This is a genomic window from Streptomyces sp. NPDC028368 (assembly GCF_055565615.1).
Genome location: NZ_JBVHTY010000005.1, coordinates 399851 through 415233, shown reverse-complemented (window position 1 = coordinate 415233; position 15383 = coordinate 399851). Strand labels below are relative to the sequence as shown.

Here is a 15383-nt window from a genome sequence, read left to right as displayed (position 1 = left end):
ACCCTGCCCCGCGCTCACTCCTGGTACCGCGGGTGCATCAGCGTCGACGGCCGCACCGAGCGGATCCGCCCGCCGGCCGCGCCGCGCTCGTCATCGCGCAGCCCTTCGCGGGTGACGGCCGCCAGCGGGGGCGCGTCCGGTGCCAGACCCAGCCGGGGTGGCTGCCGCGCGGCCAGTACGAAGCCCCAGAACTTGATCCGTCCCTCAGCCGGCCCGGCGGTCGCGCTCCCCGGCGCGACGGGCGCCGGCGGAGCGTCCCGCCCGGCCAGGCCGACGGCCCGGTCCGGGGCGCCGGAGAAGTCGGCGAGCCGCCCCGGGACGCGGTACGCGACGGTCGCCAGGCCCACCGACCGCACCGTCGCCTCCACCGTCCAGTACGACCGTGGCCGCTGCGTCGGCGCCCCGGCGTGCACCACCAGCCGCCCGCCGGGGGTCAGCATCCGCGCCACGAGCCCGTAGAACTCCTGCGAATACAGCTTGGTGCTGGCGGTGATCCCGGGGTCGGGGAGGTCGCTGATGATGACGTCGTACGGCCGCGGCGCCCGGCCGCCGGCGGCCGCTCCGCCCTGCGCCCGTAGCCAGTCGAAGGCGTCCGCCGTCACCGTGTGCACCCGGGGATCGCTCAGGGAGTGGCGGTTGAGGTTGGCGAGGCCGGGGTCCGTGCGGGCCAACTTCAGGACGCCGGGGTCGAGTTCGACGACGGTCACCGAGCGGACCGCGCGGTAGCGAAGGATCTCGCGTACCGCCAGGCCGTCGCCGCCGCCGAGGACCAGCACCCGGCCGTGCGGGCCGCCCGCCATCGCCGGGTGCACCAGCGCTTCGTGGTAGCGGAACTCGTTGGCCGCGCTGACCCGCAGACGGCCGTCCAGATACAGCTCGAGCGGCCGGCCGGAACCTTTCCTCCCGCGCCCCGCACCGGCTCCGCCGCCCGTGCCGCCGGTCAGCACCACCTCCTGGACGCCGGTCTGCACCGCGACCCGAACCGCCGCGCCGTACACCGCGCGCCGGGCGGCCTGCTCGAAGGACGACGCCAGCAGCGTGCCCGTGGCGAGCAGGGCGAGCACCAGCACATTGACCAGGAGCAGCAGCCAGCGCGCGCGGGTGCTCAGGTCGCGGCGGAACAGCCACAGCACCAGCACGCCGCCCGCGACCGCGTTGACCCCGCCGGTGACCAGCGCGCCGGTCAGCTGGCCGAGGCGGGGCAGCAGCAGAAAGGGAAAGGCCAGCCCGCCGACGAGCGCGCCGACGTAGTCCGCGGCGAAGAGGTCGGCGACCGCGCCGCCCGCGTCCTGGCAGCGGACCCGCTGGATCAGCGTCATCAGCAGCGGCACCTCGGCGCCGATCAGGATCCCGATGGCCAGGGAGAAGCCGACGAGAGCGGAGCGGGACTGACCGAACCAGGCGAAGCAGGCGTAGAGCGCCATCGCGGAACTGCCGCCGACCAGCGCGAGGAGCGCCTCGACCACGCCGAAGCCGACCGCCGCCCGGCAGCGCAACCGCTTGGCGAGCAGCGCGCCGATGCCCATGGCGAAGACCATCACGGACAGCACGACCGACGCCTGGGTGACGGAGTCGCCGACCAAGTACGTTGCCAGCGCGACCAGTTCGAGCTCGTAGACCAGACCGCAGGCGGCGCAGACGAAGACGACGGCGAGGACGAGCAGCCGGCCGAGCCCGGACGGCACAGGCAGTCGCGCCGGCTCCATGGCCTCCGATGGCCCGAGGGCGCCGGTGAGGGCAGGCTCTGGCAGGTCGATCATGAAATGAACGCTACGTGACGGTTCCGTGCCTTTTTGTCACCCACACGAGTGCAGTCTCCGTTCTACACACGACCATTGCCGTCCATGTTGTTGCGCACGGGGCATGTCGTCATGCGCAGGGCATATGTATCTGTCGTGCCCGGGACATCCGGACATCGCGTCAGGGGCGGTGGGACGCGACGACACCGGGCACGCCCCCTGCCGGACCCGCGTCTAGACGGCCGCGACCGCGGCCCGTACGCCCACCCGCGTGCGGGTGGCCACCAGCCGGCCCTCCTGCGGATACGCGTGCCAGGTCCGCCAGCGCACCTGGCCGTGCTGACGCTGCGCCAGCATCGCGGTGAACGCATGCGGCGAACCGGGGAACGTCCCCGCGAGGCCGTGCGGATGCTCGGCGACCAGCGCGAGCAATTCCTGCGCACGCCCGGCGAAGGAGCCGTGCGACAGCGTCTCCACATGCGCGGCGAATTCGTACTCCCAGTCGCCCAGCCGCTTGGCGACGCCGAGGGGCAGCGGCGTACTGCTGCCCGGCATACAGGCGACCGTCTCGGAACACGTGCCGTGCTCCTCCTCGAGAAGCACCTGATGAGAGGCTCCGAGCAGCCTCAACTGCACCCGAGCATCGTCGAGTTGGAGATCCAGCACCGCCAGGGCCGGCAGAGGTTCCCGGCCGAGGGCCCAGGCGAGATCGGAGGCACGGGTATCGGTGTATGCCGTTTTCAGGGTGGTGAGCATGGGTCGGCTCCGCAAGCACGCAGTGGATGGTGGGCCGGCCCGCCCGAGAAGGATCAGGAATGTACGACTGCCTGCCGGCTCGTGCCCACGTGGGATGCGAGAACTGGGGGATTCTCTAAGGGAGAGGGAATCATGGATGGCAGGTCGACCACAGCGGTTTTACCCATCTTCGCCGGGTTTCCATCCCCTAGAGGGCCCCACAGTTCAGTTGTTCAACACGCAAGCACCCGGCGGACGTTGACCGTCCGGTCGCAGTCCGTCGGGTGCATATGCGGTCAAGCATGAGCCGTATGCATGTGTGCAGCTGAGGGGAGCATTGGCCGTCGTGGACAGGGCCGCCGGAAGGCGTCGCGACGGCCCTCGAAGGAGCTTTGGTACGACCTCGTACGGCCTCGGTCATGACCCTGCGAACCCGTAAGGCCTCGGTCATGGCCCCGATCGCGGCCCTGCGCGGGCGACGCGGCCCGCTCAGGAGCCCCCGCCGCCACCACAACCCCCACCGCCGCCGCCACCGCAGCCACCGCCCCCGCAGGAGGAGCCGCCGCCGCAGCCGCCGTGATGGCCGCCATGATGACCGCCGCTCGATCCGCAGCTGCTGCCGCCATCACCGCCGGCCCACCAGCTGCCGCCGGAACCGGAGCGGCCACGCTTGCGGCCGCCACCACCCCGCGAGGCCAGAGACACCAGCCCCATAACCACCACAACGATCACCAGAAAAGTCACGAATCCCACCTGCCTCACACTCCTTTCCATCCCCCGAAGCGAGGCATCGCTCCGTCCGGCGCCCCGTGCGCCGTCGCGGCACCGTCCGGCGCCGCTGACCGCCCTCTCCGGCGGTCGTCCATGTCTGTTGTGCGGGGCTGATGCCCGGGGCCCGGTGATCTCAAAGCACAGTTGAGGAACTCCAGAGGTTCGGCGGAGGATGGCGCGCATGGACCGACCGCTGCTCAATCGCCGCCTCGCCGAATTCGGCACCACGATCTTCGCTGAGATGTCGGCACTCGCCGTACGGACCGGCTCGATCAACCTGGGCCAGGGCTTCCCCGACGCCGACGGCCCGGAAGAGGTCAGAGAGGCGGCGGTCCGCGCACTGCGCGACGGCCGCGGAAACCAGTACCCGCCCGGCCCCGGCATCCCCGAACTGCGCGCCGCCGTCGCCGCCCACCAGGACCGCTTCTACGGACACCTCGGCCTGTCGTACGACCCCGACACCGAGGTCCTGGTCACGGCCGGCGCCACCGAGGCCATCGCCGCCTCGCTCCTGGCCCTCCTCGAACCGGGCGACGAGGTCATCGCGCTGGAGCCGTACTACGACTCCTACGCGGCCTGCATCGCGATGGCGGGCGGCCACCGCGTCCCGGTCACCCTCCGTGCGGACCCGGAGTCCGCCTCCTACCACCTCGACCTCGACGAACTCCGCGACGCCGTCACCGACGACACCCGCCTCATCCTCCTCAACACCCCCCACAACCCCACCGGCACCGTCCTCACCCACGCCGAACTCACCGCCGTCGCCGCACTGGCCGTGGAACGCGACCTCATCGTCATCACCGACGAGGTCTACGAGCACCTGGTCTTCGAGGGCGAACACACCCCGCTCGCCTCATTCCCCGGCATGCGCGACCGCACCGTCACCATCTCCTCCGCCGGCAAGAGCTTCTCCTTCACCGGCTGGAAGGTCGGCTGGGTCACCGCAACCCCCGACCTGATCTCCGCCGTCCGCTCGGCGAAGCAGTTCCTCACCTACGTCTCCGCCGGCCCTTTCCAGTACGCCGTCGCCGAGGCGCTCGCCCTCCCCGACAGCTACTACTCGGGCCTGCGCGACGACCTCCGCGCCAAACGCGACATCCTCGCCACCGGCCTCACTGACGCCGGCTTCCAGGTCTTCCGCCCCGCCGGCACGTACTTCATCACCACCGACATCCGCCCCCTCGGCGCTGCGCTGTCCAAAGAGGGCGACGGCTTCGCCTTCTGCCGCGCCCTCCCCGAACGCGCCGGCGTCGTCGCCATCCCCAACGCCGTCTTCTACGACCACAAGGACCAGGGCGCGCCGTACGTCCGCTTCGCGTTCTGCAAGCAGGAAGAGGTCCTGCGGGAGGCGGTCGGGCGGCTGCAAAAGCTCTGAGATACCGGGAGCCGCCGGGCCGTTACGGCCAGCTGCTACGTCCGACCGCTACGCGCCGTAGCCCTCGGGCGGGGGCGCATCCGGGTCCGGTGCCACCGGCGGCTCCTTCAGATGGCGGGCGAAGGGCGTGTCCCGGACCATCTCGCCCTTTATCTTGTGCCGGCGGACCCCATTGCCCCGGAATTTATGGATGCCGTCGATGAATTCGACGTTGAGTGCACATTCGAAAAGTTGCGCACTTTGCCGGCCGTCGCGTCGTGCGGGATGCCGGATCCCTTGTACCTCATGCAGCGCCCCCGTGGCCGGACCGTCGTTACTGGGGGGGCGGCCGGCATGGCGTCGAAGTCTTCGAAGAGGTAGGCGTAGACCTGGGCGAGGAACGCCCTCAGTTCCCGCTGGTCAGGGAATTGCACATAGGTCAGGTCGAACCACTGCTCCACCGTCATCGGCTGGTTGGCCACAAGGTGCTTCAGTCCCGTACGAATCGTGTCCTGATAGTCGGGCCAGGCCAGGTCGAACGTCTGCCGCAGCATGCCGAGATCGTCGACTGCCTCGACGCCGAGTATCCCGGCGCAGAAGTTCACCAGGCACCGGGCCGCCGTTACGCCCAGAACTTCTCCGGTGGCGGCGCCTCCGGATCCGGGGCCACCGGTGGCTCCTTGCGGTCGCCGTAGAAGTAGTCGTAGAGATCCTGCAGATAAGCGTACAGACGGTCGTCCTCCCAAAACGACACTCCCGTCATCCGCGCCCACTCCGTCGAGCTGGCGGGCCGCTCGCTCAGCAGGTATTCCAACGCTTCCTTGAGATGCCGGGCATAGGCCGTCTTCCTGACCGCCCCCGGTTTCATCGTATGAATTTCGTCAATCCATTCGACGTGCAGCGCACCACCGAAAAACCCACCCACCTGCGGGTCCGAAGCATAATAGGGAATGACAGTATCCGGGAAGCTCACGTATTCCTCTCCCTCCTGGGCTCGGGGAACATCGTCTTCAACTTGTGCCCGCCCGTACCATCGGGTTCATAATATGCAAATATATTCGCCCCCACTTGTAGAAATCCCGGAGTCTTTCGTCGCCCTTCCACCCCGGAATCCGCCACGCTGACCAGCGCATCGGCCGCCCGCGCATTACCGCCCCCTTCTCCGTAGCCCGCCCGAGCACCCGGTTGACCACTGTCGGCCAACCGCAGCCCCCACCCCCACGCGGACGCGGGCCCCGGAGCCAAGAAACAGCTCCGGGGCCCGCGCAGCCGGGATATCGATGTGGCGAGGCTCAGGCCTCGTCGTCCCCCGGCTTCTCGTCCGAGTCGCCTTCGATCTCGGCCTCGAGGCCGAGCTGCTCGACGAGCCACTTGTCGAATTCGATCGAGGCGCGGACCCAGCTGACCGTGCTCGAAACGAAGTGTTCGAGCGAGACGCCGGTGCCGATCAGCATCGACGCCTCACCGATCAGACGGACCGTGCCGTCGTCATGGGTGTGGGTGTAGGCCTTGGGCCACAGGGTCCGGCGGTTCCAGTCATCGATCGCTTCCAGCAGCTTCGACTTGTCATCGATGCCATGGGCGCGGTCGTAGAACGTGCGGACGGAGAAGATCTGCTGCTCCTCCTCGCCGCGGAACATGAAGTACGTGCGGAACTGCTCCCACGGGGCGGCGAGGTCACCCTCCTCGTCGACTACGTACTTCAGCTCCATCTGGTCGAGGAGCTGCTTGACCAGGTCCTGGTCAGGCACGACGGGACCATCAGGCCCCGACGGCTGCGGTTCGGGCTGGCCCCCGAAATTCGGAATCGAGGACGGGTCGATGCTCACCGTGGAATTCCCTTCGTATGGTCCCTGCCATCCTCCCCCACATCCGCCCCGTCCTGGCAAGTGCAGCCGGACGGGACGGTAAGCGGCGGAGACCGGCGGGTCAGGCGGTCCGGACGGGTACGACGGAGAGCCGGTCCCCGTCCACGTCCACCCGCACTGTGTCACCGTCCAGCACATCACCCGACAGGATCGTGCGCGCGAGCTGGTCCCCGATGGCCGTCTGGACCAGGCGGCGCAGGGGGCGGGCGCCGTAGGAGAGGTCCGGGGCCGGGGCGTCGACGACCGGTTCCTGACCCAGCCAGGCGAGCCAGGCCAGGGCGCGGTCGGTGACATCCAGGGTGAGGCGGCGGTCGGCCAGGCGCCGCTGGAGGTGGTCGATCTGGATCCGGGCGATGCGCTGGAGCTGGTCGGTGCCCAGGGGGTGGAAGACGACCAGGTCATCGAGGCGGTTGAGGAATTCGGGGCGGAAGGAGGACCGGACCGTCTCCAGGACCTTTTCCTTCTTCTGGTCCTCCTTGAGCAGGGGGTCCATCAGGATGTTCGAGCCGAGGTTGGAGGTGAGGATGAGGATGGTGTTACGGAAGTCCACCGTGCGGCCCTGGCCGTCGGTGAGGCGGCCGTCGTCGAGGACCTGGAGCAGGACGTCGAAGACCTCGTGGTGGGCCTTCTCGACCTCGTCCAGGAGGATGACGCTGTAGGGGCGGCGGCGCACCGCTTCCGTGAGCTGGCCGCCCTCCTCGTAGCCGATATAGCCGGGCGGAGCGCCGACCAGGCGGGCGACGGAGTGCTTCTCGCCGTATTCCGACATGTCGATACGGACCATGGCCCGCTCGTCGTCGAAGAGGAAGTCCGCGAGCGCCTTGGCCAGCTCGGTCTTGCCGACGCCGGTCGGGCCGAGGAAGAGGAAGGAGCCGGTGGGGCGGTCCGGGTCGGCGATGCCGGCGCGGCTGCGGCGCACCGCGTCGGAGACCGACCGCACGGCTTCGGTCTGGCCGATCAGCCGCTTGCCGATCTCGTCCTCCATGCGCAGCAGCTTCTGGGTCTCGCCCTCCAGGAGGCGGCCGGCCGGAATGCCGGTCCAGGCGCCGACCACGTCCGCGATGTCGTCCGGGCCGACCTCCTCCTTGACCATGGATTCCTTGGCGCCCGAGGCATCCTTGGACGCCTCCTGCTCGGCCTCGGCCGCCGCGGCCTCCTCCAACTCCCGTTCCACATCCGGGATTTCGCCGTACAGCAGCTTGGATGCGGTGTCGAAGTCGCCGTCGCGCTGGGCGCGCTCGGCCTGGCCGCGCAGCTCGTCGAGCTTCTCCTTCAGCTCACCGACGCGGTTGAGGCCCTGCTTCTCCTTCTCCCAGCGGGCGGTCAGCCCGCGCAGCTCCTCCTCCTTGTCGGCGAGGTCCTTGCGCAGCTTCTCCAGGCGCTGGACGGAGCCGGCGTCGGTCTCGTTCTTGAGGGCCAGCTCCTCCATCTTGAGACGGTCGACGGAGCGCTGCAGCTCGTCGATCTCCACGGGGGACGAATCGATCTCCATACGGAGACGGGAGGCGGCCTCGTCGACGAGGTCGATGGCCTTGTCGGGGAGGAAGCGGGAGGTGATGTAGCGGTCGGAGAGGGTGGCGGCGGCGACCAGCGCGGAGTCGGCGATCTGGACCTTGTGATGGGCCTCGTAGCGGCCCTTGAGCCCGCGCAGGATGGCGACCGTGTCCTCGACGGTCGGCTCGGCGACCAGCACCTGCTGGAAGCGCCGCTCCAGCGCCGGGTCCTTCTCGATCCGCTCGCGGTATTCGTCGAGGGTGGTCGCGCCGACCATCCGCAGCTCACCGCGGGCCAGCATCGGCTTGAGCATGTTGCCCGCGTCCATGGACGAGTCGCCGCCGGCGCCCGCGCCCACGACGGTGTGCAGCTCGTCGATGAAGGTGATGATCTGGCCCTCGCTGGACTTGATCTCGGCCAGTACGGTCTTCAGCCGTTCCTCGAACTCACCGCGGTACTTCGCACCCGCGACCATCGCGCCCAGATCGAGCGCGACCAGCCGCTTGTTGCGCAGCGACTCGGGGACATCGCCCTTGACGATGCGCTGGGCCAGGCCTTCGACGACCGCGGTCTTGCCGACGCCGGGCTCACCGATGAGCACCGGGTTGTTCTTCGTCCGGCGCGAGAGGACCTGCACCACGCGGCGGATCTCGTGGTCCCGGCCGATGACCGGGTCGAGCTTGCCCTCGCGGGCCGCCGCCGTGAAGTCCGTACCGAACTTCTCCAGCGCCTTGTACGTGCCCTCCGGGTCGGCGTTGGTCACCCGCTGTCCGCCCCGGCTCGCCTCGAAGGCGGCCAGCAGCTTCTTGGCGCTCGCGCCCTGCTGCTCGAGCAGCTCGCCGGTACGGCCGCCCTTGGCGGCGATGCCGATGAGGAGGTGCTCGGTGGAGACGTATGCGTCGCCTAGCTCGCGGGCGCGCTGCGTGGCGTCCGCGATGGCGGCCAGCAGGTCGCGGTCCGGCTGCGGCGGCGCGACGGTCGAGCCCTGGACACTGGGCAGGCCGGCGAGCTGACGCTCGGCGCCGGTACGCAGCGCGGCGGCGTCGGCCTCGACGCCGGCCAGCAGGTCCATGATGTTTTCGTTGTCCTGCCCGGCCAGCAGCGCGAGCAGCAGATGCGCGGATGTCATGTCCGCGTGTCCCGCGGTGACCGCTCGCTCATTGGCGGCGGCCAGCGCTTCCCGGCTCTTGTTGGTCAGCTCGGCGTCCACGGCCCGGTGTCCTCCCTGTGTGTTGTTCCGATATGTCTTGCAGATACCAACGTGCGATAAGTTGAGTCTATTCCACTCAAGGCTGCATCTCAGCCCTGCGGGTGAACGGCGACGAACGCGCCTTCGCCGCCGGTCCCGCCCGGTAACACTGGCCTTCGACCACTAGGAGGTGCAGCATGACGGCTATGGCACACGAGCCGATGCCCACGCAGGAAGACACCCTCCTGGAGGGCTTTCTGGCCCTGGAAACTCCGACCGGCTTCAGGGCCGAGCTCATCGAGGGGGAGATTGTTGTGTCACCGCCGACGCGACGGAGTCGTCATGGTCGTCGAGGTGACATCGAGCAGGCCCCACAAGGATCGGGGCGCCAAGCGCCACGGCTACGCTCGCGCCGGCATCCCGCTCTACCTGCTCGTGGACAGTGACAAGTCCACCACCACCCTCTTCAGTGAGCCGGAGGGCGAGGATTATCTGCTCGCCCGCTCCGCCCCCTTCGGTAAATCCCTCCCCCTCCCTTCCCCCTTCTCCTTCGACCTGGAGACCACCGACTTTCTCTGACTTCCGCAGAGTTTCACGACGGCCCGCGAACCCGTAGGGACGCGGGCCTACCCTTGCCCCCATGGCCCACGACCTCAACGCCCTCACCCCCGAGTACCTCGCCTTCTGGGACGAGTACTTGATGCCGACCCTCACCACGCTGCGTACGAACGGGACCCCGCATGTCGTTCCCGTAGGCGTCACCTACGACGCCGGGCAGCGGATCGCGCGGATCATCACCCGCAAGGACAGCGCCAAGGTCAAGAACGTCCTCGCCGCCGGGCCCGACGGCGCCACCGTTGCCGTGTGCCAGGTGGACCGCGGCCGCTGGGCGACGCTGGAGGGCATCGCCCGGGTGCGTACGGATGCCGAGTCGGTGGCCGACGCGGTGAGCCGGTACGCCGAGCGGTACCGACGAACGCCGGAGCCGAACCCCGACCGCGTCATGATCGAGATCATGGTGACCCGGGCGATGGGCCGGGCCTGAGGCCCGTACGGACACTCATGTGGTCCGGACCTGGCTGAAAACGGACGCTCCGTATCCGCCGTCGGGCGCTCACCTGGTACTCAGGACGAAGAGCCAGGAAAAAGAAACGGCAGGCACCGAACAGTTCCGCGCTCACAGCGGACCTTCTCGGCCCTCCTTCGAGCACAAGACGGCAGCTGGAGGCCCGCATGGCGCAGGCGCTGTGCACCGCTACGACTGTTCCTCGCCGCCCGGAATCGACCCCTCCGCATCCGTGCGCGGAACTCTGCCCCCGATGCGGCGGCCAGCTCGCCATCAACCAGGACGGCTGGAAGATCTGCCATGCCTGCGGTTATGCCTCGCCACCGGGCACAGCCCCTCCACCCCGGGCCGTCTGCGGGGGTATCGTCGCCCCCACAATCGCCACGCCCCGGAGGGCACGATGAACTCGGTCCGAGTGACGGCGATCGCCTGCCTGATGCCGCTGTCCGAGCTGGACGAGGATCCGTTTCTGGTCGACGACCGCAGCCAGCACGACATGTGCCAACAGTGGGCGGCAGCCCGTGACTACCACCTGACCTGCCGGCTCAGCCTGCACCAGCTGCGCGCCGACCACAGCGCGCTGTGGAGCGACGTCGAAGAGGGCCTGGTCGATGTGTTCGTGGCGCCCAACCGCCGGGCGCTGGAGAACGCCATCGACGGGGCCGACGAGTTCGGCGCACGGTGCGCGGCGGCGGGCGTGCGCCTGGAGATCGCCGACCTCGACGAGCCGGTCTACACGCTGGCGATGAAGTCGCATGTGCACCGCCGGCTGTCGATGCCGACGGCGGGATACAACGGCTGCTGAGGCCCGTACGTACGCCGAAGGGCCGGGGTTCGTCACCCCGGCCCTTCGGCGTACGGCTACGGCTCGCGGAGCCCGTTACCCGCGGAGCCCGCTACTCGGACCGCTTGTTGGGCCGCCACACCACCAGCGCGCTGGTCTGCTGCACATCCTGATACGGCACCAGATCGCGGCGGTAGGAGGCATGCACCGCTGCCTCCCGCTGCTGCATCGCGCTGGCCGCGCCCTCCAGGGCGCCCTGGAGCTCGGCGACCCGCTGCTGCAGGGCCGCGACCTGGTTCTCCAGCTCGATGATGCGCTTGATGCCGGCGAGGTTGATGCCCTCGTTCTGGGACAACTGCTGCACCGTACGCAGCAGTTCGATGTCCCGGGCCGAATAGCGGCGGCCCCGCCCGGCCGTGCGGTCGGGCGAGACCAGGCCCAGCCGGTCGTACTGACGCAGGGTCTGCGGATGCAGACCGGAGAGCTGAGCCGCGACGGAGATGACGTACACCGGCGACTCTTCGGTCAGTTCATACGGGTTACGACGCTGCCCGCCCCGGCTGTCCATCTCAAGCTCCCTTCGCGGCCTGGAACAGCTCCGCCCGCGGGTCCTGACCCGCGGTCGCCTCTCGATAGGACTCCAGCGATTCCTTCGCCTTGTCGCTGAGGTCACCGGGGACGATCACCTCTATGGTGACCAGCAGGTCACCTCGGGTGCCGTCCTTACGGGCCGCGCCCTTGCCCCGGGCCCGCATCGTGCGTCCGTTGGGAGTGCCGGCCGGCAGTTTCAGCGTGACCGGCGGGCCGCCCAGCGTCGGCACCTTCACCTCGCCGCCCAGCGCGGCCTCCGGGAAGGTGACCGGCACCGTGACGGTGAGGTTGTCGCCCTTGCGGCCGAAGACCGGGTGGGCGTCGACATGCACGACGACGTACAGATCGCCCGCCGGGCCGCCCTGCTCGCCCGGACCGCCCTTGCCGCGCAGCCGGATGCGCTGCCCGTCGGAGACGCCGGCCGGGATACGGACCTGCATGGTGCGGGCGCTCGTCGCGCGGCCGCTGCCCTTGCAGATCTCGCAGGGGTCCTGAGCGATCAGGCCCCGGCCCTTGCAGTCGGCACACGGGTCGGTGAGCGAGAAACCGCCACCGGCGCCGCGGCTGATCTGGCCGGTGCCGACACAGGTCGGGCAGACCCGTGGCGTACCGTTTTTGTCGCCGGTGCCCGAACACGCCTTGCACGGCGCCTGGCTGGACATCCGCAGCGGGACCGTGGCCCCGTCGACCGCCTCGGTGAAGCTGAGCGTCACCTCGGACTCGATGTCCTGGCCGCGCCGCGGCTGCGTACGGGTGCCCGCGCCGCCGCGGTTGAACAGGCCGCCGAAGACGTCCCCGAGCCCGCCGCCGAAGCCGCCGCCGCCCTGACCGCCGCCCTGGGTGCCTCCGAAGAGGTCGCCCAGGTCGAAGTTGAAGCTGCCGCCGCCCCCGGCGGGACCCGGCCGGTAGCCGCCGTTGCCGAACAGCGTCCGCGCCTCGTCGTACTCCTTGCGGCGCTTGCTGTCGCCCAGGACGTCGTTGGCTTCGGAGATCTCCTTGAAGCGCTCCTCGGCCTTGGCGTCGCCCTTGTTGGCGTCCGGGTGGAACTCGCGGGCGAGCTTCCGGTACGCCTTCTTGATCTCCGCTTCGGTGGCGTCCTTCGGGACGCCGAGGACCTTGTAGTAGTCCTTCTCGACGAAGTCCTTGGTGCTCATCCTCGACGTCCCTCCTTCCGTGCGGTTTTCTTCTGTGTCCTCACGTCAGCCCTCGTCCGGGCCACCGCTCTCCTCGTCCGAAGCCTTGGTGTCTTCTTCGGAGGCGGACTTGGCGTTCTGCGCGCCCGGCTGCGGCTCGGCGACGGCGACCCGCGCGGGGCGGATCGTTCGCTCACCGATGCGATACCCGGGCTGCAGGATCGCCACGCACGTGGTCTCCGTGACATCCGGTGCGTACGAGTGCATCAGCGCCTCGTGGATCGTCGGGTCGAAGGGCTCGCCCTCCTTGCCGAACTGCTGCAGACCCAGCTTGGCGACCACGGTCTCCAGCGATTCGGCCACCGACTTGAAGCCGCCGACCAGTTCGCCGTGCTCACGGGCACGGCCGATGTCGTCGAGGGTGGGAAGGAGTTCGGACAGGACGCTCGCCGCGGCGATCTCCTTGACCGTGACCCGGTCCCGTTCCACCCGACGGCGGTAGTTCTGGTACTCCGCCTGGAGCCGCTGGAGGTCCGACGTGCGCTCGTTGAGCGCCGTCCGCACCTGGTCCAGCTGCGCCGTGACGGCCGTGTCCTGGGCGTCTCGGGTGCTTTCGTTGGCGTCCCCGGCCGGGGCCGAGCCCGCCTTGTCGGCGGACTCGGCCTCCTGCGCCGCGTCTTCGGAAGCGGCGTCAGAGGGGACGTCGGGCTCCTTGTCGAAGCCCGGGGTCTCCTCCGTCACGCGGCACCATCCTTCTTGGGCTTCTCGTCGTCGACGATCTCGGCGTCCACCACGTCGTCCTCGGCCTTGGGCTGCTCACCGGCGGCAGCGCCCTCGGCACCGGCAGCGCCCTGCGCGGCCTGAGCGTCGGCGTACATGGCCTGGCCCAGCTTCTGGGAGACGGCCGCGACCTTCTCGGTGGCGGTGCGGATCTCGGCCGTGTCCTCGCCCTTGAGCTTCTCCTTCAGCTCAGTGACGGCTTCCTCGACCTCGGTCTTCACCTCACCGGGGACCTTGTCCTCGTTGTCCTTGAGGAACTTCTCGGTCTGGTAGACCAGCTGCTCGCCCTGGTTGCGGGCCTCGGCGGCCTCGCGGCGGGCGTGGTCCTCGTCCGCGTACTTCTCGGCCTCTTCGCGCATCCGGTTGACCTCGTCCTTCGGCAGCGAGGAGCCGCCGGTGACGGTCATCTTCTGCTCCTTGCCCGTGCCGAGGTCCTTGGCCGTGACGTGCATGATGCCGTTGGCGTCGATGTCGAAGGAGACCTCGATCTGCGGGACACCACGCGGGGCCGGCGGCAGACCGGTCAGCTCGAACATCCCGAGCTTCTTGTTGTACGCCGCGATCTCGCGCTCGCCCTGGTAGACCTGGATCTGCACGGAGGGCTGGTTGTCCTCGGCGGTGGTGAAGATCTCGGACCGCTTGGTCGGGATCGTCGTGTTCCGCTCGATGAGCTTGGTCATGATGCCGCCCTTGGTCTCGATACCGAGGGACAGCGGGGTGACGTCCAGCAGGAGGACGTCCTTGACGTCACCCTTGAGGACACCGGCCTGGAGAGTGGCGCCGCGGGCGACGACCTCGTCCGGGTTGACGCCCTTGTTGGCGTCCTTGCCGCCGGTCAGCTCCTTGACGAGCTCGGCGACGGCCGGCATACGGGTCGAGCCGCCGACCAGGACCACGTGGTCGATCTCGGACAGGTTGATACCCGCGTCCTTGATGACGTTGTGGAACGGGGTCTTGCAGCGCTCCAGGAGGTCCGCGGTCAGCTGCTGGAACTGGGCGCGGGTGAGCTTCTCGTCCAGGTGCAGCGGGCCCTCGGCGGAAGCCGTGATGTAGGGCAGGTTGATCGTGGTCTCGGTGGACGACGACAGCTCGATCTTCGCCTTCTCAGCGGCCTCACGGAGGCGCTGGAGGGCCATCTTGTCCTTGGACAGGTCGACGCCGTGGCCGTTGCTGAACTGCTTGACCAGGTAGTCGACGACACGCTGGTCCCAGTCGTCACCACCGAGGTGGTTGTCACCGTTGGTCGCCTTCACCTCGACGACGCCGTCGCCGATCTCCAGCAGCGAGACGTCGAAGGTGCCGCCACCGAGGTCGAAGACCAGAATGGTCTGGTCTTCCTTCTCGAGGCCGTAGGCCAGGGCGGCCGCGGTCGGCTCGTTGACGATCCGCAGGACGTTCAGGCCCGCGATCTCACCGGCCTCCTTGGTGGCCTGGCGCTCGGAGTCGTTGAAGTAGGCAGGAACGGTGATGACCGCGTCCACAACCTTCTCGCCCAGGTACGACTCGGCGTCACGCTTGAGCTTCTGCAGGATGAAGGCGCTCATCTGCTGCGGGTTGAAGCCCTTGCCGTCGATGTCGATCTTCCAGTCGGTGCCCATGTGGCGCTTGACCGACCGGATGGTCCTGTCGACGTTGGTGACCGCCTGGCGCTTCGCTACCTCGCCGACCAGCACCTCGCCATTCTTGGCGAAGGCGACAACGGACGGCGTGGTCCTGGCGCCCTCGGCGTTGGTGATGACGGTGGGCTCACCGCCTTCGAGAACACTGACGACGGAGTTCGTCGTGCCCAGGTCGATGCCGACCGCACGTGCCATTTCGATTCCTCCAGCTGACTTGAGTGGAACAGGCTCAAGAGTGCAACACCCGAGAAATCCTGTCA

The 15383-nt window shown here is 69.0% G+C and carries 13 protein-coding genes and 1 pseudogene; 4 read left to right on the top strand and 10 right to left on the bottom strand.

Going from position 1 to position 15383, the window contains the following annotated elements; genetic code table 11:
- Positions 1 to 14: 14 nt before the first annotated feature.
- Both ACZ4S3_RS14740 and ACZ4S3_RS14735 read right to left on the bottom strand, forming a co-directional pair.
- Positions 15 to 1760 carry a polyamine aminopropyltransferase gene (locus ACZ4S3_RS14740; protein ID WP_467932146.1) on the bottom strand — a complete coding sequence of 582 codons (1746 nt, stop codon included), beginning with the start codon at positions 1758 to 1760 and terminating at the stop codon, positions 15 to 17.
- 213 nt (positions 1761 to 1973) lie between these two features.
- Entirely contained in the window at positions 1974 to 2495 is a 522-nt protein-coding gene (locus ACZ4S3_RS14735) for a DUF2617 family protein (protein ID WP_467932142.1), read from the bottom strand.
- Between the two features lie 931 nt (positions 2496 to 3426).
- Here ACZ4S3_RS14735 and ACZ4S3_RS14730 point away from each other — a divergent pair.
- Positions 3427 to 4620 (top strand): pyridoxal phosphate-dependent aminotransferase, encoded by a 1194-nt coding sequence (locus ACZ4S3_RS14730; RefSeq protein WP_467932138.1) that lies wholly within the window; start codon positions 3427 to 3429, stop codon positions 4618 to 4620.
- A 149-nt stretch (positions 4621 to 4769) separates the two neighbouring features.
- On the opposite strand, the gene ACZ4S3_RS14725 is transcribed toward ACZ4S3_RS14730, so the two are convergent.
- From ACZ4S3_RS14725 to clpB, 4 genes are all read right to left on the bottom strand, one after another.
- Positions 4770 to 5204 (bottom strand): hypothetical protein, encoded by a 435-nt coding sequence (locus ACZ4S3_RS14725; protein WP_467932136.1) that lies wholly within the window; start codon positions 5202 to 5204, stop codon positions 4770 to 4772.
- Between the two features lie 17 nt (positions 5205 to 5221).
- On the bottom strand, positions 5222 to 5572 hold the full coding sequence (locus ACZ4S3_RS14720) for a hypothetical protein (RefSeq protein ID WP_467932132.1): 351 nt from the start codon (positions 5570 to 5572) through the stop codon (positions 5222 to 5224).
- 319 nt (positions 5573 to 5891) lie between these two features.
- Entirely contained in the window at positions 5892 to 6428 is a 537-nt protein-coding gene (locus tag ACZ4S3_RS14715) for a YbjN domain-containing protein (RefSeq protein ID WP_467932127.1), read from the bottom strand.
- A gap of 100 nt (positions 6429 to 6528) precedes the next feature.
- Complete coding sequence (clpB, locus tag ACZ4S3_RS14710; RefSeq protein WP_467932124.1) at positions 6529 to 9171, bottom strand: ATP-dependent chaperone ClpB; 2643 nt, start codon at positions 9169 to 9171, stop codon at positions 6529 to 6531.
- A 176-nt stretch (positions 9172 to 9347) separates the two neighbouring features.
- On the opposite strand from clpB, the pseudogene ACZ4S3_RS14705 reads away from it, so the two are divergent.
- From ACZ4S3_RS14705 to ACZ4S3_RS14695, 3 genes and pseudogenes are all read left to right on the top strand, one after another.
- Positions 9348 to 9729: pseudogene (locus tag ACZ4S3_RS14705) on the top strand (Uma2 family endonuclease).
- Between the two features lie 61 nt (positions 9730 to 9790).
- Positions 9791 to 10195 carry a pyridoxamine 5'-phosphate oxidase family protein gene (locus ACZ4S3_RS14700; protein ID WP_467932120.1) on the top strand — a complete coding sequence of 135 codons (405 nt, stop codon included), beginning with the start codon at positions 9791 to 9793 and terminating at the stop codon, positions 10193 to 10195.
- 421 nt (positions 10196 to 10616) lie between these two features.
- Positions 10617 to 11021 carry a hypothetical protein gene (locus ACZ4S3_RS14695; protein WP_467932116.1) on the top strand — a complete coding sequence of 135 codons (405 nt, stop codon included), beginning with the start codon at positions 10617 to 10619 and terminating at the stop codon, positions 11019 to 11021.
- A 91-nt stretch (positions 11022 to 11112) separates the two neighbouring features.
- Here the strand turns inward: ACZ4S3_RS14695 and ACZ4S3_RS14690 are convergent, their stop codons facing one another.
- Genes ACZ4S3_RS14690 through dnaK form a run of 4 tightly spaced genes read right to left on the bottom strand, consistent with a single transcriptional unit; the run spans position 11113 to position 15318 of the window.
- Positions 11113 to 11568, bottom strand: coding sequence for a heat shock protein transcriptional repressor HspR (locus tag ACZ4S3_RS14690; protein WP_467932112.1), 456 nt, complete (start codon positions 11566 to 11568; stop codon positions 11113 to 11115).
- A gap of 1 nt (position 11569) precedes the next feature.
- Positions 11570 to 12745, bottom strand: coding sequence for a molecular chaperone DnaJ (dnaJ, locus tag ACZ4S3_RS14685; protein WP_467932107.1), 1176 nt, complete (start codon positions 12743 to 12745; stop codon positions 11570 to 11572).
- Positions 12746 to 12790: 45 nt separating this feature from the next.
- Positions 12791 to 13465 carry a nucleotide exchange factor GrpE gene (grpE, locus tag ACZ4S3_RS14680; RefSeq protein WP_467932103.1) on the bottom strand — a complete coding sequence of 225 codons (675 nt, stop codon included), beginning with the start codon at positions 13463 to 13465 and terminating at the stop codon, positions 12791 to 12793.
- Positions 13462 to 15318, bottom strand: coding sequence for a molecular chaperone DnaK (dnaK, locus tag ACZ4S3_RS14675; RefSeq protein WP_467932099.1), 1857 nt, complete (start codon positions 15316 to 15318; stop codon positions 13462 to 13464). The genes grpE and dnaK overlap by 4 nt, the downstream gene beginning before the upstream one ends.
- Between the last annotated feature and the right edge of the window lie 65 nt (positions 15319 to 15383).